Source organism: Archangium violaceum Cb vi76, from assembly GCF_000733295.1.
Taxonomy (GTDB): Bacteria; Myxococcota; Myxococcia; order Myxococcales; family Myxococcaceae; genus Archangium; species Archangium violaceum.
The window spans coordinates 23,636-46,174 of sequence record NZ_JPMI01000075.1; the positions used below are offsets into that span (position 1 = coordinate 23,636).

The window sequence follows — 22,539 nt, forward strand, 5'->3', positions numbered from 1 at the left end:
TGTCTGCTCGCGGAACTCCCGTGGCATCCGGTCTGGATTCGAACACCGTGGATTGACGATGGGCCCGGCCTCGCTGCCGTTATGGTGGTGGCATGTCGTCATCGCCGCCGGCCAGTTGCCCCGAGCTCACCACGCCCGTCGACCTGTGCCTCACCAACGGCCGCCTCAACCCGGCCGCCATCGGGTACAGCCGGCGCCCGCTGCATCGCACCCACCTCTCGGGATGGGGCCGCACCAAGCGCTGGGAGTATTGGGGCATCGTGACTCCCACCCATGTCATTGGGGTCACCGTGTCGAGCCTCGACTATGCCGGCGTGCTCCAATTCTATCTGCTCGATCGCACCACGGGCGTAAACCGCGAAGAGGGCGCGCTCGTGCCACTCGCCATCGGCGTGACGCTGCCGGATGACGAGCCGCCGCTCACCGTGACCGCGAAGGCCCGGCATCTCGACTTCGAGTTCACCGACGAGGCCGGTGGCACCCGGCTGCGAGCGCGCCTCGGGGGCCTCGAGCTGGACGTGTTCGCACAGCATGCCGGCGAGTCGCTGAGCGTCGTCGTGCCGTGGAGCGATACCCGGTTCCAGTACACCGTCAAGGATCTGTCCCGCCCCGTATCGGGCGTGCTGCGAATCGACGGGGTCGAGCATCCGATTCCCGCGGCTGGCTCGTGGGCCGTGCTCGATCGCGGCCGCGGCAAATGGCCCTACCGCATGACCTGGAACTGGGCGGCCGGCTCCGGAGTGGTCGACGGGCATCGTCTGGGATTGCAACTCGGCGGCAAGTGGACCGATGGCACGGGCAGCACCGAGAACGCGCTCATCGTCGATGGCGTGTTGCATTTCATTCCCGAGCAGCTGTGCTGGGAGTACGACACCGGTCTCTGGTCCGCGCCGTGGCGGATCCACGGCGAGCGTGTCGATGCCACCCTTACCCCGTTCCATGTCCGGCACGCGGCCACCAATGCGATCGTGATCGCGTCCTCGACGCAGCAGGCCTTTGGCGTGTGGTCGGGCTGGGCGACCGATACCGCCGGCAACCGGTTCAGCGTCGATGGCCTCGTGGGCTGGGCGGAGCAGGCCGCGAATCGGTGGTAGCCGGAGCGGCATCCCCGGATGGCGGGTGAATGCCTCAGGGCACGGGAATCTCCGGCTCCCAGGCCCCGCTGGCCGCCTCGGGCCGCTCTGGCCTCCTCGGTGTCTCGCGCAGCACCGGCAGCGGGAACTTGAATGGCTTCCCATCCGACGCGTGCGTGTGCCCCGTCACCTCCGCGGCGCCCATTGCCTCGCGCTGCGGCTGGAACGTGGCCTGCGGATCCCTCGCCGACGCCTTGCCCGCGTGGAACATCGCGAAGCGCGTGGCAATCGCTCCCGCCGTGCCGAGCAGCGCCCCCGCCACCTTCATCCACCGGGTCCGCCTCGGCCACAGCCCCAACGCCAGTGACGCCGCGGCGCACACCCGGGCCGCCTTCCACAGCGTCCCCGAGACTCCCTGCTTCAGCGGCCGCTCCAGCACCTCCAGGCCCGAGGCCTCGTGCCGCACCGCGACGCCCGTCATCAGCTCGCCCACCTTGCCCATCGTGCTGAACAGGTGGAGCACCTTCGCCTCGTGGCTCGAGTGCGGCAGCAACTCCAGCAGGCTTCCCGCGCTCGCCACCGCCGAGGACATGAACAACAACGGCAAGGACTTGCGCGTGGCCTGCCACACCGGCACCGCCGTATTCGCGAGCAGCACCGCCGTGTACCCCGCGAGCGGCAGCCCGAGCAGCCCCGCCGCCACCGCCGCTCCATCTCCCACTCGCCCCAGCCACCCGCGCCGGCTCGCGAACAGCACGGCCGCCGAGTTCATCGCCCCCGAGCCCACCATCACCCACGAGCCCACGCTCATCGGCGACGTGGGACGGAACACCCGCAACATGTTCAGTAAGCGCTCGGGCCGCCCCAGGTCATGGATGAGCAGCCCCGAGCTCACGATGTCTCCCACCGCTCCCACCCACCGGCACCGGTACCCCAGCTTCCTCAATCCCTCTCCACCCACCGCCTCCGCCGCCACGCCCAGCACGCTCGCCGCGCCCGCCACGCCACCCACGTAGAAGTACAGCGGGATGCTCCAGATCCACACCGGCTCCTTGAGGGCCGGTTGTCCGTAGTAGCTCGGCTCTTCCGCGTTCACCCCCGACACCGAGGGCCTCGTCCGCAACAGCGCGCGAGAGGGATTGGCCTCATCCGTGTCCTTCACCCGCTGTTGCGCGCCCTCGCCGGACAAATCGCCCAACCGCGAGTCGATGTTGCGGCCGTCCTGCCGCTTCTCCAGATCCTCGGGCCGGATGTCACCCACGCACCACCTCCCGTCCCAGCAGCACCGCCCCGAGCGCCACCACCGCCATCCCCAGCGCTCCCCATCCCGCCGACACCCACGCCTCCCGGCCCTTCATCGTCGGCACCACCGGATCCGGCGGCAGGTTGTAGACCTCGGGCTTGTCCACCAGGAGGAAGAAGGCATTCAGCCCGCCCGTGCCCGGTTGGTTCTCCGCGTCCGCGCCATACAGATACGCCTGCTCCAATCCCTTCTCATGCAACTGCTCCACCCGGCGTTGGGCCCGCTCGCGCAGCTCGTCCACGTCGCCGAACTGGATGGACGCCGTGGGGCATGCCTTGGCGCACGCGGGCGTCATGTCCTCGCCCAGCCGGTCGTAACAGAGCGTGCACTTCCACGCGCGCCCATCATCCTCGCGCCGGTCCACCACGCCGAAGGGACACGCCGCCACGCAGTAGCCGCAGCCGTTGCACACGTCCGGTTGCACGTACACGGTGTCGAACTCCGTGCGGATGATGGCGCCCGTGGGACATGCCTCCAGGCACCCGGCCCGCTGGCAGTGCTTGCACACGTCCGAGGCCATCAACCACGAGAAGTCCAACAGCCCCACCGTCTGCGTGGGCAGCGGCACCGGCCGCTCGACGAAGGCCACGTGCCTCCACGTCGACGAGCCCAGGTGCCCCGTGTTGTCGTACGACATGCCGGTGAGCTGGAAGCCATCATCCGGCAACTGGTTCCACTGTTTGCAGGCCACCTCACACGCCTTGCAGCCGATGCACAGCGTGGTGTCGGTGAAGAATCCCTTCTGTCCCATGGGGCGTTACTCCTTGTCCTGCGGCGGTTGCTCGGGCGGGCCGACGCCTTCCAAATCCCTCGGCACCTCCACCACGCCCGGGGGCAGCGGCCAGGGTTCCCAGCCAAACGCCGCGCGCCGGTCGTGGCTCCTCCTCCCGGGCAGGAGGTTGCACGTGAAGGCCTTGGACTCCTGGATGGAGACGTTCGGATCCGCCGTGAAGCCAATCAGGTCATTCGTGCTGTCACCGTGCACACGTCCCGTGTAGCCCCAGTGGTACGGCAGGCCCACCTGGTGCACCCGCCTGCCGCCGAGCCGCAGCGGCCGCATGCGCTCCGTCACCAGCACCCGGCATTCGATTTCCCCGCGTGCCGTGTACACCGTGCACCACCCTCCGTTCTCCAGCTCGGCTTCCTCGGCCAGCTCCGGAGACACCTCGACGAACAGCTCCGGCTGCAACTCGCTCAGCCAGGACAGCCAGCGCGACATGCCGCCCGCCGTGTGATGCTCGGTGAGCCGGTACGTGGTGACCACATACGGGTAGCGCGGATCCCCCCACGCCCGGTGCATGGGATTGTCCTTACGCCGCCACTCGTGCCGCGCCGGATTGCACTGCTGCCCGTAGAGGAAGTTGGGGACCGGTGACTCCAGTGGCTCGTAGTGCGTGGGCAGCGGGCCGTCCATCATCCCGCTCGGTGCGAACAGCCAGCCCTTCCCGTCCGCCTGCATGAGGAACGGATCATCCCCGGAGATGACATCCAGTCCCCGGTCGCCCTTGTCCGCCCGGTACGAGGGTGGACGGTCCGCGATGAAGTCCGGTACGTCCTCGCCCGTCCATCTGCCCCGCTGCGCGTCCCACCAGACGTACTTCTTCCGCTCGCTCCAGGGGCGGCCCTCGAGGTCCGCCGAGGCCCGGTTGTAGAGGAGGCGCCGGTTGGCCGGCCACGCCCAGCCCCACTCGGAGGCCACCCATGTCTGCTCGCGGCCCGGCTTGCGGCGCGCCGGCTGGTTCACCCCGTCCGCGTAGCACCCCGAGTACAGCCAGCAGCCGCATGCCGTGGAGCCATCGTCCTTCAGCTCCGTGAAGCCAGACACCGGCTTGCCGTCCGCCACGGTGCAGCCGTTGATCTCCCTCAGCACGGCCTCGGCCTCGGGCTCCTCGCGCGGGCCCTTCGTCGGGTAGTCCCACGTCAGGGCCTGGATGGCCCGGTCCTTCTCCTCCCTCGAGTCCGCGTAGAGCTTCTTGAGCCGCCGCCCGAGCTCGTAGAGGAAGGACAAGTCACTGCGCGCCTCGCCGGGAGCCTCCACGGCCTTGTGGTGCCATTGCAGCAGGCGCTGGGTGTTGGTGAAGGTGCCCTCCTTCTCCGTGTGCGCGGCGGCCGGGATGAAGAAGACCTCGGTTTGAATGTCCTGGGGCCGCACGTCGCCGCGGAGCACCTCGGGGGCGGAGCGCCAGAACTCGGCCGTCTCGGTGAGGGTGAGGTCGCTCACCACCAGCCACTCCAGCTTCTGCAACCCCTTGCGCTGGAGGGCGCCGTTCATCGAGCCCACCACGGGGTTCTCGCCCATGACGAAGTAGCCCTTCACCTGGCCGTCGGCCATGTTGGCCACCGTGGACATGTGCGAGTGGTCCCCGGTGAGCTTCGGTATCCAGTGGAAGCCCCACTCGTTCTTCTTCGTCGCGGCGTCGCCGTAGTACGCCTTGAGGAGCGAGACGATGTACTTGGGGAACTGGCTCCACCAGCCGCTGGCGGACTCGTTGTTGTGGATGTACTGGGCGAGCCGCTGCGCGTCCGGCGCGTGCGGCATGGGGATGTAGCCGGGCAGCAGGTTGTAGAGGGTGGGGATGTCGCTGGAGCCCTGGATGGAGGCGTGGCCTCGCAGGGCCATGATGCCGCCGCCGGGCCGGCCGATGTTGCCGAGCAGCAACTGCACGATGGCGGCGGCGCGGATGTACTGCACGCCCACCGAGTGTTGCGTCCAGCCCACCGCGTAGCAGAAGGCGCTGGTGCGCTCGCGCCCCGAGTTGTCGCAGAGCGTCTTCGCCACCTTCAGGAACAGCTCCTTCGGCACGCCGCAGATGCGCGAGACGACGTCCGGCGTGTAGCGCGCGTAGTGGCGCTTGAGCACCTGGAAGACACAGCGCGGGTGCTGGAGCGTCTTGTCCCGGGGCACCTCGGTGATGTGTTTGCCGCGCACCTTGCCGTGTCCACCCGCGCCCGGCTCGGAGAAGACCTCCTTGTGGCCCGCGGCGGGCACCACACCGTCCATGCCCTCGTACTGCCAGGTGTGCGGCCCGTACTTGCCCGTCTCCGGGTCATAGCCGCTGAAGAGGCCGTCCAGGTCCTCGGTGTCCTGGAAGTCCTCGCGGAGGATGGCGGGCGCGTTGGTGTAGTGGACGACGTAGTCGTGGAAGTAGCGCTCGTTCTCCAGGAGGTAGTGGATGAGGCCGCCCAGGAACGCGATGTCCGAGCCCGCGCGCAGCGGCACGTACGTGTCCGCCATGGCGCTGGTGCGCGTGAAGCGCGGATCCACGTGGATGAGCGTGGCGCCGCGCTCACGGGCCTCCATCACCCACTGGAAGCCCACCGGGTGACACTCGGCCATGTTGCTGCCCATGATGACGATGCAATCCGCGTTCGCCAGGTCCTGCTGGAACGTGGTGGCACCGCCCCGGCCGAACGAGATGCCCAGACCGGGCACCGTGGACGAGTGTCATATTCGGGCCTGGTTCTCCACCTGGACGATGCCGAGCCCGCCGGTGAAGAGCTTCTTGATGAGGTAGTTCTCCTCGTTGTCGAGCGTGGCGCCGCCCAGGTGGGCAATCCCCAGGGTGCGGTTGAGCGTCCTCCCCTTGTCGTCGTGAGACTCCCAGGTGGAGTCACGTGCCTGCTTCACGCGCTCGGCGATCATGTCGAGCGCCTTGTGCAGGGGGATGCGTTCCCACTGCATGGCGCGGGGACGCCGGTAGAGGACATCCGTGACGCGGTGGGTGCCGGTGACGAGCTGGAAGGAGGCGGCGCCCTTGGGGCAGAGCCGGCCACGGGAGATGGGCGAGTCCTCGTCGCCCTCGATGTCGAGAATCCTGCCGTCCTTGACGTAGACCTTCTGCCCGCAGCCCACGGCACAGTAGGGGCAGATGGAGCGGACGACCTTGTCGGCCTGGACGGTGCGCGGCGCGAGCTTCTCGCTGCGCGCGGACATCGCCGTCTCACCGAGCGCGGTGGAGTCCTTGTTCCGCAGCTGACGGAGGAGCGGCCAGCGGGAGAACAGAGCGAAGAGTCCCAAGACATGCCTCCGGAGAAGACGTGACTCCGAAGGCAAGGTGGGGCTTCAGGCACCGGGAAGCGAGAGGGTGCGAGCCTGTACCGCGGGCCCATCTCCCCTCGTCTCCAGGGCAACCAGCCAGGCTCGAATCCTAGAGGACGCCGATGACCTCGCCGCGGGTGATGAACTCACCCCGGACGGTGTAACCCGAGTACCACGCGGTGTTCCGGGTGCCGTTCTTGTCCACCTGGAAGTGGGTGAGCGCCTGGGTGACAGCGCCGGTCCCGCCGACGTTGCCGAGCGAGCACCGGTCACACGTCCTGTCGGTGGAGTTGGCGGTCCTGTTGAAGTGCCACATGCGGAACACGTTGCCATCCGCGAAGGTATGCGACACCGCGTTCTGGTTGCCGCTGCCACTGCCGGTGCAGACGGCGCTGGTGGTCCGGATGGTGAAGTTCCAGTACATGGAGCCCGCGAACATGGCGTCGACCGGGTCCAGGTTGCATCGGCCGGTGAGGTCCACCGCGCCGTGGAACGCGCCGCTCGAGTAGTACGTGGTGTCCGTCACCGTTCCGTCGTGGGGTGCGCGCACCTCGAGTGCGATCGCCACCGTGGGAATGAGCGCCAGGGACGCCAGCGCCGCGAGGGAATGCTTCAGGGTGTGAGGCATGGTTGGTTCCTTTCGTGCCACCGGCCGGAGAGCGGAACCGGACGGCTCCGCTCCCTGGCCCGGTGCCGGGCTCGAGATACGGCCCGCTCGAATCAGTCGAGGACGCCGAGCGTCTCGGTGCGGTCCACGGCCTCGCCCTTGGTGGTGTAGCCGGAGTACCAGGAGGTGTCGTACGTGCCGCTCTTGGTCTGCTGCATGTGCGTGTGGGCGCCGGTGGAGTTACCCGTGGAGCCCTCGTCGCCGACCTGGCAGCGGTCGCAGGTCTTGTCCACCGAGGCGGCCGTCTTGTTGAAGTGCCAGATGCGGAACTGCCAGCCGTCCGCCCAGGTGTGCAGCGCCTCGTTCTGGTTGCCGCTGCCGTTGCCCGAGTTGCAGTAGTGGGCGGTGGTGCGGATGGACACGTTCCAGTAGACCGAGCCCACCACGCCCGTCTCCACGCCCCAGTAGTCGCAGGTGCCGCTGGACACGTCGATGGCGCCGTGGAACGAGCCGCTCGAGTAGTAGGTGGTGGTGGTGACGGTGGCGGGGTACGGCGCCTTGACGGTGTGGGCGGTCACGGCCGCGGGGACGAGAGCCAGGGAAGCCAGGGCCGCCAGGGACAGCTTCATCGTGTTGCGCATCGTTTTTTCCTCTCGAGCCGGTGCACGGCCCTCGTGAGGGGGGGTGGACGTCTACGGAACCTGCTGCATCCGCTGCTTCTCCCTCAGGATCAGGTTCCACTCCTGAAGGTCCAGACCGAGAACTCGAATCCACGCGTCGATCTCCGGCGCCAGGCTGGGGTCGGTGCTCCGCAGCCGCTGCAGCTCGGGAATCGCTCCAATGAAGCCCAACTGGGCGATGCTCTGCAGCAGCGCCTTGCGCACCCCGGCATCCTGCTCGTCGCGGTACATGGCGAGCACGGACTGCCGGGCGCTGGCCATCTGCTCCGCGGGCACGCCGCCCAGCGCGAGCGCCGCCGCCTTGCGCACCTCGGCATCCTCGCTGCGCAGCAGGGATTGAATCTTCCCGGCCGACTCGGCGCTGATCATCTGCGTGTTCATGTTGCCGAGGATCTTCGCCGTCACCTTGGGATCGGTGGAGGCGGTGGCGGCGGACACGGCGGCATCCGAGGCCGGGCCGTGGTAGCCCGCGTAGACCTCCTGGATGTCCTCGACGATGTTCTGGGCCGCTTCCTGGCGCACCTCGGGGGAGGCGTCGCGCACCAGCTTCTCGTACGCGCCATCCGTGCTCTCCAGGGCGCTGGTGCGGCGCATGGAGCGCACGGCGGCGGCGCGCAGGGCCGGGTCACGCTCCTCGATGGCCCGCTTCGCCACGGCCTTGATGGCCTCGGGGTCCGCGCCGCGCTCGGTGCGCGCCACCAGGGCGGCCGCGAGGTGCTCGGACATGACGGGGTCCGTCTCCCGCTCGAACGCGGCGCGGAGCTCGCTGTCCGGCAGGGTGACGGCGGCCTCGCGCAGCAGCGTCCGCATGTACTTCTTGTACGCCGCGGAGTTCGACTCGAGCCCCTGGCGGATGGAGTCCATCAGGCCCTGCACCGAGCAGCGCTCGCCCTCGAGCGCGGGGCCGGGGGCGACCACCTGGGCCGCGGCCACGCCAGGCAGCAGCGCGCACAGCGTGAGCGCCAGCAGGAGGGGACGGGTGGAAAAGGAAGGGGTGCGTGTCATGGTCGTTCCCGGGCTCACTCGTGGCGGTCGAGGCAGCTGAAGGGATCCTGGTTGGGCAGGCTGTTGTAGAGCCGCACGAAGTCCAGGATGCCGCTCGCGTAGAGGCGCTCGAAGTCCTGGTAGATGGGCTGGAAGCGCGGATCCATCGTGGCCATGTTCGCCATGACGGGCAGGGCGCGCTTGCCGGCGGTGCGCGCGGAGAAGCGGAAGAGGGCCCACTTCACGCACAGCGATTGCTCGGTCTCGAAGGTCTTGGCGAACAGGTCCAACACCTTGCCCTTGTCCAGGGACAGGGAGAGGTTGTGCGCGGCCGCGTCCCGGCCCTCCTCGCTGCCCTCGCCCACGAGAATCCTGGCGAAGCGCTCGGTCTCCTCCGCGCTGAGCAGGGGCGCGGCGTGCATGGGCATCATCTGCCCCAGGTAGCGGATCTGCTCGTCGGGCGACTGGGCGCCGATGGTGAGCAGCTTGTCCATGTAGGGGCCGATGTTCTCGTTCTGCTTGAACTCGCGCTTCATGACGCGCGCGATGGTGCGGGCCGCGGCCCAGCCCGCCTCACCGGACACGGGGTCATTGGCGAAGGTGGTGAGCTTGTCGAGCGCCGCCGGCGCCAGCCGCTTCTGCGTGTCCAGCGCGGAGAGGATGCCCGCGCGCCGCTCGGTGGGGAGGGCGTTGTCCAGGCCCATGTCCAGCAGCTTCGTGGCCACCTGGGGCTGGTGGACGGCCTCGGAGTCCCGCACCGCCGTCAGGTACACCCCGAAAGGCTTGCCCGGGGCGTCGAGCGACCAGCTCAGCACCTGGAGCGCGTTGGCCGGGTCCTTGCCAATGAGCTCCGTGAGGCGCTCCCTCAGGAAGTCCCGGACGAGCCCGTCCCGCGAGTTGAGCAGCGGCTCGGCCCACTGGCGGAAGTTGTGGATCGTCACGCCCTCGTTGAAGCGCTCCAGCTCCTTCCAGCAGAGGGTCTCCTGGAAGCGCGGGGCCTTGGCCTCCTCGCCCGGGAGCGAGGGGGCGCCGGTGGGACTGGGAGTGTTCGTCTTCCGGGCCGGGCCCTGCTTCGCGGACGCCTGAGCGGCGGCGGGGCCCGTCTCCACCGGCCCTTCCTTCGCCTCACCTCCGCGGCCAATCAGCGCCACACCGGCCAGCACGGCGACGAGGCCGGCTCCGGCGGCGAGCAGCGGCTTGCGCCGGCTGGAGGTGCCTGGAGGGGAAGAGGAGGGGGGCGGCGGAGAAGTGGGAGTCATGGCGGTGGGCCCGGTCTGGGGTTCCATCTCTAGAGAGACCCCGGACCTCACCGCCATCTCACAAAAATGAATAAAACGAGAATTTCTCGGGAATTTGGAGCCTCCTGGTTTTCCCGCCAGGAGGCCGGAGGGCGGAGGAAGGCCCCCGCTCAGTCGAGGACGCCGAGCGTCTCGCTGCGGTCCACGGCCTCACCGCGGGTGGTGTAGCCGGAGTACCAGGAGGTGTCCTTGGTGCCGTTCTTCTCCTGCATGAGGTGGGCGTGGGGGCCGGTGGCCTGGCCGGTGCCGCCTTCATTGCCCACCTGGCAGCGGTCGCACGTGCGGTCATACGAGTCGCTGGTCTTGATGAAGTGCTTCTGGTGGAACTTCCAGCCGTCCGCCCAGGTGTGCACCGCCATGTTGGCGTTCTCGTAGCCGTTGCCGTTGCAGACGACGCCGGAGGTATTGATGGTCACGTTCCAGTGGACGGAGCCCACCACGGCCGTCTCGGCGCCCCAGTAGTTGCAGCGGCCGCTGGAGACGTCGATGGCGCCGTGGTACCCGCCGCTCGGGTAGTAGGTGAGGGCGGTGATGGTGCCGGGGAAGGGGGCCTTGACGGTGTGGGCCGTCACGGCCGCGGGGACGAGCGCCAGGGAAGCGAGCGCGGCCAGGGTCATCTTCATCGTGTGACGCATCGTGTTTCCTTTCGGGCCGGCTTCACCGGCCCGCGTGGGGGGACTTCACTCATTGAAGAGGGTGCTGCCGCGCCGCCATCCCAGGAAAAACAGACAGGCCATGGGATGTCTGGCTTTGACGGGGAACTCAGTCCAGCACACCGACGAGCTCGCCCAGCGAGAGGGCCTCGCCCACGGTGGAGTAGCCCGCGTACCAGGAGGTGTCCTTGGTGCCGGACTTGTCGCGCTGAAGGTGCAGGGAGTTGGCGGGAATGCCCTTGTCTCCCGCCGCGCCGATGTTGCAGCGGTCGCACGTGCGGTCAAACGTCTGGCCCGTCTTGTTGAAGTCCATCAGGCGGAAGGTGAAGCCGTCGGCGAAGGTGTGCTTCGCCACGTTCTGCGGGCCCGTCATGGCCGTGCCGCAGAGGGTGCTCGGAGTGTTGATGACCACGTTCCACGCCAGCGAGCCGGCGACGCCCGTGGTGATGGGGGTGGTGCCACACGTGCCGCCGTCGATGTCCACGGCGCCGTGGAACGCGCCGCTCGAGGAGTAGGTGGTGGCCGCCACGGTGCCAGCCAGCGGGGCGCCGACGTTGCGCGCGGCGGGAGAGGCGGCGGGGACGAGCGCGGCCAGCGCGGTGAGCGCCAGCAGGGACTTCATCGTTCGAGGCATGGCGGAGTCCTCCCGGGCCGTGCCTGCCGCCCGGGTCATGGCTGTGAAGAAGGGGGGAGGAGACGGGCTGGGAGGCCCCGGACAGGCGCGCCTCCCAGTGCACACGAGGCCCGGACAGGCCTGGTGACTACTGGTTACGTGGCGATGTTTCCGACGGTCTCGCCGCGGCTGAGGAACTCACCCCGGGTGGTGGTGCCGTCGTACCAGCCGGTGAGGTTGCTGCCGTTGCGGTCGACCTGCATGTGGGTGTGGGGGCCGGTGACGTTGCCCGTGCCGCCCTCGTCGCCGATCTGGCAGCGGTCGCACGTCTTGTCCACCGAGGCGCCGGTCTTGAGGAAGTGCCACTGGCGGAGGATCTTGCCGTTGGCGAAGGTGTGCTTCACCTCGTTCTGGTTGCCGCTGCCGTTGCCGTAGCACACGGTGCCGGTGGTCCGGATGGTGACGTTCCAGTGGAACGAGCCGTACGCGCCCGTCTCCACGCCCCAGTAGCCGCAGGCGTTGGCGCTGGAGATGTCCACCGCGCCGTGGAAGCTGCCGCTGGAGTAGTACGTGGTGGCCGTCACGGTGCCCGGGAAGGGCGAGCCGACCCGGACGTCGGCGGTCGCGGCCGCGGGGATGAACGCCAGGGAAGCCAGGACTGCCAGCGTCGTCTTCATCGTCTTACGCATCGTTGTTCCTCTGGACCGGTGGACCGGCCCCAGTGGGGGGGGGGTGTTCGCTACCGAGCCTGTTGCTGCCGCTGCTTCTCCCTCAGGATCAGGCTCCAATCCTGGTGGTTCATGTTGAGGACTCGAATCCAGCTGTCGATCTCCGACGTCATGCTCGGGTCGACAGCGCGCAACCGCTGGAGCTCGGGCACCGCGCCGGAGAAGCCGAGCCGGGCGATGCTCTGGAGGATGGCCTTGCGGACGGTGGGGTCCTTCTCGTCGCGGTACATGCCGGTCAGCGACTGACGGGCGTTGGCCATCTCCGCCACGGGCACGCCGCCGAGCGCGGTGGACGCCGCGGCGCGGACCTCGGCGGAGTCGCTGCCCAGCAGCCGCTCGAGCTTGCGCGCCGAGTCGGAGCTGATCTCCCCCGTCATGAGCTGGCCGAGCACCTTCGCCGTCACCTTCGGGTCGTCCGAGGCCGCGGCCGCCGACACCGCGGTATCCGCCGCCGGGCCATGGTGCCCGCCGTAGACGTAATGGGTGTCCTCGACGAGGTTGGTCGCCGCTTCCATGCGCACCTCGGGCGAGGGATCTCTCACCAGGCGCTCGAACATCTCCCCGCTGCGCCCCAGCGCGCCGGTGCGGCGCATGGCGCGGACCGTGGCGGCGCGCAGGCCGGGGTCCCGGTCCTCCAGCGCCCGCTTCGCCACCACCTGGAAGGCATCGTCCTCCAGGCCGCGCTCGGTGCGCGCCACCAGGGCCGCCGCCAGGTGCTCCACCATCACGGGGTCGTACTCGCGCTCGAAGGCGGCCTGGAGCTCGGCGCGCGGCAGGTTGACGGCGGACTCGCGCAGCAGCGTGCGCAGGTAGAGCTTGTAGGCCTCGGACCTGGACTTCATCCCGCGGCGGATGGAGTCCATCAGCCCCTCGACCGAGCACGTCGTGGGCTGGAGGGCGGGGGCCTCGCTCGAGGCGGACTGCCGCGCGGAAGCCAGGGCCGGCGCGAGCAGGCACACGGTGAGCGTCAGGGTGGGGAGCACGTTCATACGAAGGAAGGCGCGTGTCATGGGTGGGCTCCGGAGCTCATTCCTCGTGGCGGTCCAGGCAGCCGAAGGGATCGTCCGTGGGCAGGGAGAACCAGATGCGGTCGAAGTCGACGATGCCGCTGGCGTAGAGCTTCTCGAACTCCTGGTAGATGCCCTGGAAGCGCGGGTCCGTCATGGCCATGTCCGCCATGACCGGGAGCGCGTCCTTGCCCGCGGTGCGCGCCGCGAAGCGGAACAGGGCCCAGCGCACGCAGAGCTCCTTCTCGATTTGGAAGTTCTTGCCGTAGAGCTCCAGCGCCTGGGCCTTGTCCTCGGACATGGACAGCTCGTGCGCGGCCATCATGCGGACGTCCTCGCTGCCCTCGGTGGCCAGCAGCTTGCCGAGCCGCTCCGTGGCCTTCGTGTCGAGCGGCGCATCGGCGTCCATCCCCATCTCGGCCGCGAGGTAGCGCACCTGCTCGTCCGCCGACTGGCTGCTGATGGTGAGGAGCTTGTCGAGGTAGGGCTTGAAGTTGCCGGACTTCTTGAAGTCCTCCTTCATCACCCGGCCGATGGCGCGCGTGGTGACCCAGCCGGCCTCGCCCGAGGCGGCGTCCTGCGCGAAGGTGGCCAGCTTGTCGAGCGCCGCCGGCTCCAGCCGGGGCATGCGCTGCAGCTCGTCCAGGAAGCCCGCGCGCCGGCCCAGGTCCATCTTCTCGTCCAGCCCGAGCTCGGTGAGCCGCGCGGCCATCTTGGGCAGGGCCTTGGAGCCCCGCAGGCCGCCCATGAACAGCTTGAACTCGGCGGGCGAGGCCTCGCGCGCCCAGTCCAGCACCTCGCTGGCGCGGCCCGCGTCATCGCCGATGAGCTCGCCCAGGCGCGCCTTGAGGTAGTCGAGGACGAGCGGATCCTTCACGGCCAGCAGCGGCCTGGCCCACTCGCGGAACGTCTCCAGCGTCACCGACTCGTTGAAGCGCTCCAGGTCCTCCCAGCAGACGGTGGTGTTGAACTGCTGGGGCTTCGACTCGGCCTGCACGGGCGCGTTCTGGCCGGCGGGCCCGCCCTTGGAAGCGGAGGGGCCGGTGGACGAGGGCTGGGGCGCGGCGGCCTGGGAGGCCTCGGGCTTGCCGCCCTCCTCGGAGGCGCCACGGGAGAGGAGCGCCACCGCGGACAGCAGGGCCACGGCACCGAGCGCGATCGCCACCTTCGGGCCGCGGCGGGCCGTGTCATTCACCGGAAGGGACGCGGAGCGATGGGAGGATTCTGGAGTCATGGGTCCTTATCTGGAAGAGGCCCTGAATCCTCGCGCATCCCAAAAAAGTGAAAAATCCCGGTAAAGAAGGAAGCACTGGAAGTGAATGAGACCTGATTCCAGGGGGTTACGTGCCGGGGGCGGGGGCGGCGGAAGGGCGAGCCGGGATAATTCACGGGAAATTCAGGAGCCCCAGGCGCATCGACAGCTGGGTGCCCTCCCTGGCGCCGCCGGAGATGTCACCGCCGATGAGGTGGGGGTTGTCGGCCTCGTACTGCTTACGAGGTGTGGCTTGCCGGAGGGGTCTGCTTTTCGACGGCCGCGGCAATCAGAGGTGCCATGACGCGCAGCCCCTCCAAGGAGAGCCGGCCGGCCTGATATTGGGCATACCAAGCCCGTCGTTGGCGCAGGACTCTCTCATCATGGACGATGGGGAGGGCTCGCAGCGTGGCCTCCGCGAGGGGCCGTGCTTCCAGGGGCACCTTGCTGGTCATCACGAGCGGAAGTGATCGACCGTGCCGTTGAGGTCCCACATCGCGGTGTAGCCACAGCGGTTCTTGAAACCGTCCATGAGCTGGCCCCGGAAGGGGGACCACAGGTCGCGAGGACGCTCGGCGTGGGGGTTTCGCGAGAGCCAGTCTTGACCCGGCCGGCGGGCCCTGGCGTTGAAGTCCGGTGGTTCCGGAACGCGTGCGACGGGAATCATCGCACCGCACCGCTCGCGACCAGCCAGCGGGGCCAGAAGGGATCGTTCCCTGGGAGCGTCTCCTGGAGCTTCTGGTTGATCTTTCCGGGTGACTCGTAACCGGGCAGCGCCTCGTTGCGCATGTACGCCTCCGCGGCTTCGATGGCCTGCTCTGCTTCCTGGGAGCGTGCCTGCTTGAGGCCAAAGGTCTCGGAGACGAGCCAGTTGACCGCATCTCCCTGCATGGCCCAGGGTTGCTCCTCGACGAGGATGCGGCCCTGCTCGAGGCCGAAGTGGAAGACCTTGTCCCGCTCCGTATCGAAGTGGCGCTCCAATGAGGCCATCACCAGCGGTGAATGCGTGCTGGCGACCACCTGTACCTGGACTTCTCCCGTCAGCCGCTGGATGACGCGGAGCAGGGCGGGGAGGAACAACCGCTGCCACTTGGGGTGCAGGTGTGATTCCACCTCGTCGATGAGGAGGAGCAGTCGGTGGGTAACGGGCTGCCCGGCGAGGCGTGCGGCCTCACGGTGCTCGTTCCAGGACCAGACCAGCAGATAGGCGAGACCCAGAACGCGCCTCACCGCGGCCGATGCGTGGATGACCGGTACGGTGCCGTAGGACATCTCCAGCGTGGGGATGTCCAGGGCCTGGTGGATTGAAACACGGGCCGGGCTGCCGGGACGCAGGGGCTCGTCCGGCAGTGACAGCCCCGCGAGGACCTCCTTCAATGAATCGAAGAGGCCGGTGCGCCGGTACTGCCAATGCACCCAGTCGCGCACCAGTCCGTTGCACCAGGTGGTGCCGTGCTCGTCCAGCCCGTTCCACAGGGTCTCCGGCGTGAAGCGGTACATGGACAGTGCGTCGGCGCGGCCATTGCCGGAAGGCACGGCGTTGCGGATGGGATCCCAGACGGAGAAACCTCCATCGGCCCGGGCGTAGAGGGCGAGGGTGTGGGAGGCGGGCCACCGCGGAGGGCGCACCCACTGCTCCCTGACCGCATCGAAGTGGCCCTCCACGTCGGGGTCCGCTTTCGCGCCCACGAGAATGGCCGCCCTGGCTCGTCCCTCCTTGATTTCCGCCGACCAGCTTCCAAGGGAAACTCCATGGGTGGCCTTCAGCTCCTCGTCGCTCAGCGAGAGCCGGACGATGGACTCGGCAAGGCCCTCGCGCAGTGCGCTCGAATGGCGCAGGGTCTTGTCCTGAATGGCCGCATAGACACGCTCCTCCTTGGGCATGTCGTATTGGGGATCCAACTCCCCCAGCACTTCGAGAGCCACGTCAACGAAGGTTCGGAGCTGGGTGTCGGTGAGCTTCCCCGCCAGCCGTTTCCAGGCCTCAGCGGAAGAAGCCCATCTCCAGGACTTGCCTCCCCATCGCTCGGTGTCGGCCACGATGGGCATACCAGGCTCGCGGCTCCTGGCGGCGCACAGTTGCTCCACCTCCTTCGGGTCCGCTCCGAGCCGCCGGAGCGCCTCCTGATCAGCCTCGTTCGACGGCGTCCATGCGCCAGCCAGCAGCATGACGAGCAGTGCGGCCTCGTCCTCCCTTCCTGGGCGAGAGGGGGCCCGGTAGCCCGCCAGGGTCTGATAGGCGGACACCCGCCCTCCCGCCTCCCGGGCCAGCCGCTCCGCGTCGGCTTCTCGTACACCCGCATGGACGAGCACCTCGGCGAAGGACTTGAACGGGATGGGCTCGAGCAGGACATGGGGACGTCCACTTCCCGAGGCATCTTCCGGCACCACGACGAACGCGTTGCTCGTGACCGCTTCTCCCGGGTCGAAGTCCTCGAAGCCAGGAAGGAGGACGAGCGGCTGGGCCTGATGCGCACGCACGGCCCAACGCCATGCTTCCCGGCTCTCCACGACCAGGGCCCTCGCCAACCACTGCTCCCGCTCGGTTCGTGGGGACGTCGCCAGGGATGCGGCGACGAAGAGCAGCGCCTCCTCTCGTGTCCCGCCCCGTACATGCAGTGGCTGGGGACGAGCCCCCTTGAGCCAGTCCCGCACGAACTGCGCCGCCTTCTGTCGCTCCCGTCCCGCCACGACCAGTTCGGGGGGGCAGGGGTTGGGTCCTGCCACGACCGCTCCAGCGGTGGAGGAAGTCCTCCACATCCGTGAGCTCCGCCGCGGGTTGTTTCAGGGCGGAAGTGGAGAACCAGCATGCCACGGCCGGGGTCTGCGCCAGCCAGGCCGCGAGGTCATCCGCATCGTAGACGCGCACGTCGGCCCAGATGCCCTGGCGTCGCTTCTCGGTGACCCAGGCCTCCTTCTCCGGCTGCCCGAAACGTCGCGCGGTGACCGCGACATAGGTCGTGCGAGAGGCGTCGATGGAAGAGGCGGAGGCCTGCTGCGTGCGCTTGGTGAAGTCTTCCTCCAGCTTCGGACGGACCCTCTTCTCCACCGAGAGCTCCCAGACCGATGGGCCGGCTGGCCAGAACGGCCCGGCCCTGGCCGAGATCACGATGCCGTCCCACCCCTTCAGCCGTACGCCGCTGTCGGCGGGCATGCTGATGGATTGAAGGGGGCGCTCGCCAGCAACAACCTCCGCACCAACTCGGGTAGCATGGGCGGCGCGTCGGTGCGCTCGGCCCACTGAACGAGTGCCTCTCCTTTGATATCCCTCAATGAGGCCATGGCTTCTGCCTACCATGGCCTCCACATCCGGGGCAGTTCATGTTCCGGGGCCTGGCAGCATCCAGCATGCGCTCCTGCATCCCCGGCCGGGGAGCAAGCCCGGCGCTCCCCGGAGCAACGGACTGAAGTACTGGACCGCCACCCGCTGTGGCTCGCCCGGCACCGTCCAACCCGGAATGTTCATGGCTCTCCATTTCTGGGCGCGGGAGGGGATGGGGCCACCCGCTCCAAGGTACGATGAGCCCAGAGGCGCTCGGCGGTGGCCACAGTGGAGGGCTCATGCGGATCTGGAGATTTGTCGCCGTGGTGGCCGGGGTACTCGCCGCTGGGTGTGCCCACTCCACGGACAGCACGGCGGACGCATCCAGCAGTCGGTACCTGGAACGTCTCGAGGCCGACGCTCGAGCCGGATGCAGTTCAGTGGGTGCACGCATCAATGCGCTGATCGCGAGGGGGCAGTTCGCCGAGGCGGAAGTATTGATCGCCGAGGCGACCGCTGGAGGGCTGATTTCGCAACCGCAGGCCGCGGAGAAGCTGCAAAAGATTGCGCAGCTGAGCACCAAGGTCGGGCAGCTTTCGGCATCCCTCCAACGCGCGAAGGATTTCCCCTCGCAGCTCAAGGACCATACCCTGTTCGAGGTGAAGCAGATGCTGGAGAACAAGAACTTCAGCCTCGCGACGGAAGCTCAGTTGAAGATGGTGAAGAAGCTGCTCGAGGATCCAGAGCGGGTCATGGAGAAGATGGGCACGGTGAGGTGAATCATGGCGCACCCTGGATTGGAGGACCTGGTGGAGCGATTCCGGGAGGCCCGGCGCGAGGCCGAGGCCGACCCGGGCAACCCCGGGCAACTCGAGTTGCACAGGAGACTGGCCGAGGACTGCCCCGCATTCACCCAGAACCTCCTCTTCCTGGCCTGGCGGCTCCTCCGGTTCGAAGGTCCCGAGCGGCCGCTCGAGGACCGGCTCGCTGAAGTCCAACGTCTGTTGGAAATGGCCGTCCTGGGCTCGTACCGGAGTGCTCCCGCCGTCGTGGAGCTCGGCTTCTTCCTGGACACCTACCGCGATGCTCCCCACGAGGCCGCCCGCCTCTACGAGGAGGCCGGCGCCAGGGCCCTCGAGACGGTCAGGGAGTCCTGGCGCGGATTGATTCGATACTGGAACGACGAGCGCACGAAAGAGACGCTGGAGAAGGCGCTGAAGCTCGGTGAGCTGGCGGAGAAGCTGTTCCCGGACCACACGCCGCTCATGCTCGAGGTGCTCACGACCCGGCGGTACGCGGCCCTCGACGGGCTCCTCTCGCCGTAGCCCCCGCCGGTGCTCCCCGGTGACGTGGCCCATTGGGACGCCCATGACGAGGCCTCTCACCCCTTGCGCCACACCTCGCTGGCGAGCAGCGCGCGGGCGGCGAGGAAGCCACACAGCCCGTGCACGCCGGGCCCCGGAGGCGTGGAGGCCGAGCACAGGTAGAGGCGTGGGTCCGGCGTGGCGTAGGGGACGAGCCGCGCCACGGGCCGGGCGAAGAGCTGCGAGCCCTCCATGGCGCCGCCGGAGATGTCACCGCCGATGAAGTTGGGGTTGTAGGCCTCGTACTGCGCGGGCGAGCGCGTGTGCCGGGCGAGGATGCGCTCGCGGAAACCGGGAGCGCCGCGCTCCACCTGGGCCTCTATCCGCTCCGTCATGTCCTCGGTGCAGCCGTGGGGGACGTGGCAGTACGCCCAGCCGGTGTGCTGGCCCGAGGGGGCGCGGCTCGGGTCGAAGAGCGTGTGCTGGGCGAGCAGCACGTAGGGGCGCTCGGGAATCTCCCCGCGCGAGACGGCGGCCTCGCTGGCGGAGATCTCCTCCAGGGTGCCGCCGAGGTGCACGGTGCCGGCGCGGGCACACGCGGGGGCGCGCCAGGGAATGGGGCCGGAGAGGGCCCAGTCCACCTTGAAGACACCGGGCCCGTAGCGGAAGCGCTGGAGCTTCTCCACGTAGGACGGAGGCAGCCGGTGGCCGGCGAGCTTCACGAGCTGCCGGGGCGTCACGTCGAGCAGCACGGCGCGCGAGCGGGGCAGCTCGTCCACGTTGAGCACGCGGTGCCCCGTCTCCACCTCGCCGCCGAGCGCGCGCAGGTAGCTGACGAGCGCGTCCACGAGCTTCTGCGTGCCACCGCGGGGGAAGGGCCAGCCCACGGCGTGGCCGGAGGCGAGCAGCAGAATCCCGAAGGCGGAGGTGAAGGGCTTCTCCAGGGCGGAGAAGGAGTGCGCGGCGGAGCCGGCGAAGAGGGCGCGCGCGAGGGGCCCCTGGAAGGCCCGCGAGGCGAGCGAGTGCGCGGGACGCAGGGCGCGCAGGCCGAAGCGGGCGAGGCGGATGGGACGGCGGGGGAGGCGCAGCGGGTCACCGAGCTGGGCCATGACGTCGTCGAAGGCGCGCACCATGGGGCGCATCCACTTCACATAGCGCTCGGCGTCGGGGCCGAGCCCCTGGGCGGTGGCCTCGAGGGAGCGCTCGAGGAGGGCGGCGGTGCCGTTGTCGAGCGGATGGGCGAGGGGGGCCTCGGGGTGGACCCATTCGAGGCCATGGGAGGCGAGGGGCAACTGGCGGAAGAAGGGCGAGGCGGCGGCGAGCGGGTGGATGGCGGAGCAGACGTCGTGGACGAAGCCGGGGAGGGTGAGCTCGGCCGAGCGGGCGCCACCGCCGGGAGTGGGGCCGGCCTCGAAGACACGCACGGAGCGGCCCGCGCGCGCCAGGGAGATGGCGGCGGCGAGCCCGTTGGGACCGGCGCCCACCACGACGGCATCGAGCATGGAGCTCATGGGTCGTGGAGCTTCACCCGACCTGATGGGGACAGGAGGGAGATGTCACCGGGTTGCGTTCACCAGTGGACGTCCGAGGTCGTCTGGCACCATGGCACCCGGGCGGGCAGGCGGGGGACGAGGGGGCGCGAGGTGCGCGGAGGGGGCGGGAATTCCCATCCTTCGGGGCGGGAGTGCGGCTCGAGCGAGTCCCGGCGCGGGGCCCGGGAGACAGGGGAGAGGACATGGCTCGCCAGGACCTGAAGGGCAAGGTCGCCATCGTGACGGGGGCGTCGAGCGGAGTGGGCTGGCAGGCGGCGGTGCGCCTGGGCGAGGCGGGGGTGAAGCTGTGCATCACCGCGCGCCGGGTGGAGGCGCTGGAGAAACTGCGCCACGAATTGGAGTCGAAGGGCGTGGAATGTATTTCAGTGCCTGGAGACGTGACGGTGCAGGCGGACGTGGAGCAGGTGGTGCGCGAGTGCCTGACGCACCATGGCCGGGTGGACATCCTGGTGAACGACGCGGGAGTGCAGTCGTACGGCTTCTTCGACGAGCTGCCGTGGGAGCACCTCACGCGCACCTTCGACATCAACGTGTTTGGCTTCATGCGCTTCGCGCGGGCGGTGCTGCCGCATTTCAAGGCGCAGGGCAGCGGCCACATCCTGAATGTGCAGTCGATGCTGTCGAAGGGCTCGGCGCCACTGCTGGCGGCGTACAGCGCGAGCAAGCACGCGACACTGGGGTGGGCGAAGTGCCTGGAGATGGAGTTGGTGGGCACGGGGATACAGGTGTCGAACGTGCTGGTGCCCTCGGTGGCGACGAACATGTTCGCGCACGCGCCGACGATGTTCGGCCTGGCGCCGAAGCCGGTGCCGCCGACGTATGACCCGGACGTGGCGGCGCGAGCGGTGGTGCGGTGCGCGACGTGGCCGGGGAGGACGGTGGTGCCTGTGTTCCTCGGAGGGCGGCTGCTGTTGTGGGTGAACGCGCTCTTCCCGAGGGTGGGCAAGGCGTTGATGGGCCGGTTCGGCGCGCGGATGCAGATGATGGACGAGCCCCTTCATCGGCCCGAGGGCAATCTCTTCCGGCCGATGGCGCAGGGCGTGGGCCCGTACGGGCCGGTGCCTCCGACGCCACTGTGGAAGCGGTTGTCGGCGACGGCGGGCCTCGCCGCGCTGTTGGGGGGCGTGGTGCTGGGCGTGGCGGGACTGGCCCGCGCGGCGCGCTGAGAGGACTCGGGACCCTACCTCTCCCGTCAGACCTTCCTGTAGGATGTGAGCAGTCAGGCGGGAAGGCCTGCGGGAGGAGCGCGGATGGGCAAGGGAAAGCGTCCAGCCACCTACGAGGACATCGAGGCGTTACCACCGGGGTGGGTGGGGGAGAGCATCGACGACGAGCTCTATGCCTTTCCCCGCCCATCGACGTGGAACCTGTGGGCGATGTCGGTGCTCGGTGCACGACTGGGGCGCACCTTTGGTGTTGGGCACGGCGGGCGGGGTGGCTGGTGGCTCGTGAGGGAGCCGGAGTGGCACTTCGGCCGGCAGGTGCTGGTGCCGGATCTGGCGGGCTGGCGTTACGAACGGGCTCCCGGGTTGTTCGAGCAGGATGCGCCCTTCTTCGACCTGACGCCCGATTGGGTCTGTGAGGTGCTCTCCCCATCCACGGAGGCGTTGGACCGGGAACACAAGCTGCGGCTCTACCATCAAGAGGGCGTGAGCCACGCGTGGTTGGTGGACCCGCGGGCGCACACGCTGGAGGTCTACCGGCGGGGGGCTCGAGGTTGGCGGCTCACACGGTACGGAGGCGGGGAAGTGGTCCACGCCGAGCCATTCGACGCCGAGCCACTGGACCTGGGGCGCCTCTGGGCGCCGGGTTCCATGCCCGCGCCCGGGCCTTGATGCTCATGGTCTACGAAGGAGGCGCGCCCAGGGTTCGGAGGAAATCCTCCACGGTGGTGGTGGGGTGAAGCACGAGGAAGTGCCCTTCGCTGGAGACGGAGACCTGCTCGGCCAGCAGGACGGAGCGGCACCAGAGGGCAAGCTCGGCACAGTCATGCGCATCTCCCGTGAAGTCGAGTGATGGGACCGGGCGGCAGAGGGACCCGGTGACGGAAGCGTGCACCATGGGTACCTGGAAGGAGAGGGTGCGGTGCGGGTTCGTGTCCGGCTCCAGTTTGACGTGGGCGGAGGGCCAGTGCTGGCGGAGGCTCTGGGCGAAATCGCTGGGAGGCAGGCTCCACCGAGGCC

21 protein-coding genes are annotated in these 22,539 nt (G+C 68.9%); 6 read left to right on the forward strand and 15 right to left on the reverse strand.

Features of this window, described 5'->3' with window-relative positions; translation table 11 throughout:
• Positions 1-92: 92 nt before the first annotated feature.
• Positions 93-1,094, forward strand: coding sequence for a DUF2804 domain-containing protein (locus Q664_RS11520; RefSeq protein ID WP_043393568.1), 1,002 nt, complete (start codon positions 93-95; stop codon positions 1,092-1,094).
• Positions 1,095-1,128: 34 nt separating this feature from the next.
• Here the strand turns inward: Q664_RS11520 and nrfD are convergent, their stop codons facing one another.
• The 14 genes from nrfD to Q664_RS57605 all read right to left on the reverse strand — a co-directional run bounded on the left by nrfD (position 1,129) and on the right by Q664_RS57605 (position 16,964).
• Entirely contained in the window at positions 1,129-2,334 is a 1,206-nt protein-coding gene (nrfD, locus tag Q664_RS11525) for an NrfD/PsrC family molybdoenzyme membrane anchor subunit (protein ID WP_063934683.1), read from the reverse strand.
• A complete protein-coding gene (locus tag Q664_RS11530; RefSeq protein WP_043393571.1) occupies positions 2,327-3,127 on the reverse strand; it encodes a 4Fe-4S dicluster domain-containing protein in 801 nt (266 codons plus the stop codon). The genes nrfD and Q664_RS11530 overlap by 8 nt, the downstream gene beginning before the upstream one ends.
• Positions 3,128-3,133: 6 nt before the next feature.
• Positions 3,134-6,394, reverse strand: coding sequence for a formate dehydrogenase (gene fdh, locus Q664_RS11535; protein ID WP_084609756.1), 3,261 nt, complete (start codon positions 6,392-6,394; stop codon positions 3,134-3,136).
• Positions 6,395-6,524: 130 nt separating this feature from the next.
• A complete protein-coding gene (locus tag Q664_RS11545; protein ID WP_043393580.1) occupies positions 6,525-7,043 on the reverse strand; it encodes a hypothetical protein in 519 nt (172 codons plus the stop codon).
• A 92-nt stretch (positions 7,044-7,135) separates the two neighbouring features.
• Entirely contained in the window at positions 7,136-7,663 is a 528-nt protein-coding gene (locus tag Q664_RS11550) for a hypothetical protein (protein WP_043393582.1), read from the reverse strand.
• Between the two features lie 51 nt (positions 7,664-7,714).
• On the reverse strand, positions 7,715-8,707 hold the full coding sequence (locus tag Q664_RS11555) for a HEAT repeat domain-containing protein (RefSeq protein WP_043393586.1): 993 nt from the start codon (positions 8,705-8,707) through the stop codon (positions 7,715-7,717).
• Positions 8,708-8,721: 14 nt separating this feature from the next.
• Complete coding sequence (locus Q664_RS11560; protein ID WP_235216661.1) at positions 8,722-9,945, reverse strand: hypothetical protein; 1,224 nt, start codon at positions 9,943-9,945, stop codon at positions 8,722-8,724.
• Positions 9,946-10,094: 149 nt separating this feature from the next.
• Complete coding sequence (locus tag Q664_RS11565; protein WP_043393592.1) at positions 10,095-10,619, reverse strand: hypothetical protein; 525 nt, start codon at positions 10,617-10,619, stop codon at positions 10,095-10,097.
• 127 nt (positions 10,620-10,746) lie between these two features.
• On the reverse strand, positions 10,747-11,271 hold the full coding sequence (locus Q664_RS11570; protein ID WP_043393596.1) for a hypothetical protein: 525 nt from the start codon (positions 11,269-11,271) through the stop codon (positions 10,747-10,749).
• A gap of 134 nt (positions 11,272-11,405) precedes the next feature.
• Complete coding sequence (locus Q664_RS11575; RefSeq protein ID WP_043393598.1) at positions 11,406-11,939, reverse strand: M23 family metallopeptidase; 534 nt, start codon at positions 11,937-11,939, stop codon at positions 11,406-11,408.
• Between the two features lie 50 nt (positions 11,940-11,989).
• A complete protein-coding gene (locus Q664_RS11580; protein WP_052517967.1) occupies positions 11,990-12,988 on the reverse strand; it encodes a HEAT repeat domain-containing protein in 999 nt (332 codons plus the stop codon).
• 16 nt (positions 12,989-13,004) lie between these two features.
• On the reverse strand, positions 13,005-14,219 hold the full coding sequence (locus Q664_RS11585) for a hypothetical protein (RefSeq protein ID WP_043393603.1): 1,215 nt from the start codon (positions 14,217-14,219) through the stop codon (positions 13,005-13,007).
• 472 nt (positions 14,220-14,691) lie between these two features.
• Positions 14,692-14,904, reverse strand: a complete 213-nt coding sequence (locus Q664_RS59975; RefSeq protein WP_043393612.1) for a hypothetical protein — start codon at positions 14,902-14,904, stop codon at positions 14,692-14,694.
• Entirely contained in the window at positions 14,901-16,964 is a 2,064-nt protein-coding gene (locus Q664_RS57605) for an AAA family ATPase (RefSeq protein ID WP_160174386.1), read from the reverse strand. Before Q664_RS57605 ends, Q664_RS59975 begins: the two co-directional genes overlap by 4 nt.
• A gap of 272 nt (positions 16,965-17,236) precedes the next feature.
• Here Q664_RS57605 and Q664_RS58975 point away from each other — a divergent pair, with 272 nt between their 5' ends.
• The 3 genes from Q664_RS58975 to Q664_RS11615 all read left to right on the forward strand — a co-directional run bounded on the left by Q664_RS58975 (position 17,237) and on the right by Q664_RS11615 (position 18,824).
• The gene (locus Q664_RS58975; protein ID WP_160174387.1) at positions 17,237-17,404 is read left to right on the forward strand and encodes a hypothetical protein; all 168 of its coding nucleotides are present in this window, start codon (positions 17,237-17,239) and stop codon (positions 17,402-17,404) included.
• 394 nt (positions 17,405-17,798) lie between these two features.
• Positions 17,799-18,278 (forward strand): hypothetical protein, encoded by a 480-nt coding sequence (locus tag Q664_RS11610; RefSeq protein ID WP_043393618.1) that lies wholly within the window; start codon positions 17,799-17,801, stop codon positions 18,276-18,278.
• A 3-nt stretch (positions 18,279-18,281) separates the two neighbouring features.
• Complete coding sequence (locus tag Q664_RS11615) at positions 18,282-18,824, forward strand: hypothetical protein (RefSeq protein WP_052517969.1); 543 nt, start codon at positions 18,282-18,284, stop codon at positions 18,822-18,824.
• A gap of 56 nt (positions 18,825-18,880) precedes the next feature.
• On the opposite strand, the gene Q664_RS11620 is transcribed toward Q664_RS11615, so the two are convergent.
• Positions 18,881-20,314 carry a phytoene desaturase family protein gene (locus Q664_RS11620; RefSeq protein ID WP_043393620.1) on the reverse strand — a complete coding sequence of 478 codons (1,434 nt, stop codon included), beginning with the start codon at positions 20,312-20,314 and terminating at the stop codon, positions 18,881-18,883.
• A gap of 224 nt (positions 20,315-20,538) precedes the next feature.
• Here Q664_RS11620 and Q664_RS11625 point away from each other — a divergent pair, with 224 nt between their 5' ends.
• Positions 20,539-21,522 carry an SDR family NAD(P)-dependent oxidoreductase gene (locus Q664_RS11625; RefSeq protein ID WP_043393622.1) on the forward strand — a complete coding sequence of 328 codons (984 nt, stop codon included), beginning with the start codon at positions 20,539-20,541 and terminating at the stop codon, positions 21,520-21,522.
• Between the two features lie 84 nt (positions 21,523-21,606).
• Positions 21,607-22,191 (forward strand): Uma2 family endonuclease, encoded by a 585-nt coding sequence (locus tag Q664_RS11630; protein ID WP_043393624.1) that lies wholly within the window; start codon positions 21,607-21,609, stop codon positions 22,189-22,191.
• Positions 22,192-22,539 lie beyond the last annotated feature (348 nt).

Bases quoted from the DNA above. Each gene is read 5' to 3' on its own strand.
- Q664_RS11620 (WP_043393620.1), bottom strand. From the start codon at position 20,314: ATGAGCTCCATGCTCGATGCCGTCGTGGTGGGCGCCGGTCCCAACGGG.
- Q664_RS11560 (WP_235216661.1), bottom strand. From the start codon at position 9,945: ATGACTCCCACTTCTCCGCCGCCCCCCTCCTCTTCCCCTCCAGGCACC.
- Q664_RS11565 (WP_043393592.1), bottom strand. From the start codon at position 10,619: ATGCGTCACACGATGAAGATGACCCTGGCCGCGCTCGCTTCCCTGGCG.
- Q664_RS11555 (WP_043393586.1), bottom strand. From the start codon at position 8,707: ATGACACGCACCCCTTCCTTTTCCACCCGTCCCCTCCTGCTGGCGCTC.
- Q664_RS11625 (WP_043393622.1), top strand. From the start codon at position 20,539: ATGGCTCGCCAGGACCTGAAGGGCAAGGTCGCCATCGTGACGGGGGCG.
- Q664_RS11610 (WP_043393618.1), top strand. From the start codon at position 17,799: ATGCGGATCTGGAGATTTGTCGCCGTGGTGGCCGGGGTACTCGCCGCT.
- Q664_RS11520 (WP_043393568.1), top strand. From the start codon at position 93: ATGTCGTCATCGCCGCCGGCCAGTTGCCCCGAGCTCACCACGCCCGTC.
- Q664_RS11545 (WP_043393580.1), bottom strand. From the start codon at position 7,043: ATGCCTCACACCCTGAAGCATTCCCTCGCGGCGCTGGCGTCCCTGGCG.
- Q664_RS11550 (WP_043393582.1), bottom strand. From the start codon at position 7,663: ATGCGCAACACGATGAAGCTGTCCCTGGCGGCCCTGGCTTCCCTGGCT.
- Q664_RS11615 (WP_052517969.1), top strand. From the start codon at position 18,282: ATGGCGCACCCTGGATTGGAGGACCTGGTGGAGCGATTCCGGGAGGCC.
- Q664_RS11580 (WP_052517967.1), bottom strand. From the start codon at position 12,988: ATGACACGCGCCTTCCTTCGTATGAACGTGCTCCCCACCCTGACGCTC.
- Q664_RS11570 (WP_043393596.1), bottom strand. From the start codon at position 11,271: ATGCCTCGAACGATGAAGTCCCTGCTGGCGCTCACCGCGCTGGCCGCG.
- Q664_RS11585 (WP_043393603.1), bottom strand. From the start codon at position 14,219: ATGACTCCAGAATCCTCCCATCGCTCCGCGTCCCTTCCGGTGAATGAC.
- Q664_RS11530 (WP_043393571.1), bottom strand. From the start codon at position 3,127: ATGGGACAGAAGGGATTCTTCACCGACACCACGCTGTGCATCGGCTGC.
- Q664_RS11630 (WP_043393624.1), top strand. From the start codon at position 21,607: ATGGGCAAGGGAAAGCGTCCAGCCACCTACGAGGACATCGAGGCGTTA.
- Q664_RS11575 (WP_043393598.1), bottom strand. From the start codon at position 11,939: ATGCGTAAGACGATGAAGACGACGCTGGCAGTCCTGGCTTCCCTGGCG.
- Q664_RS59975 (WP_043393612.1), bottom strand. From the start codon at position 14,904: ATGATTCCCGTCGCACGCGTTCCGGAACCACCGGACTTCAACGCCAGG.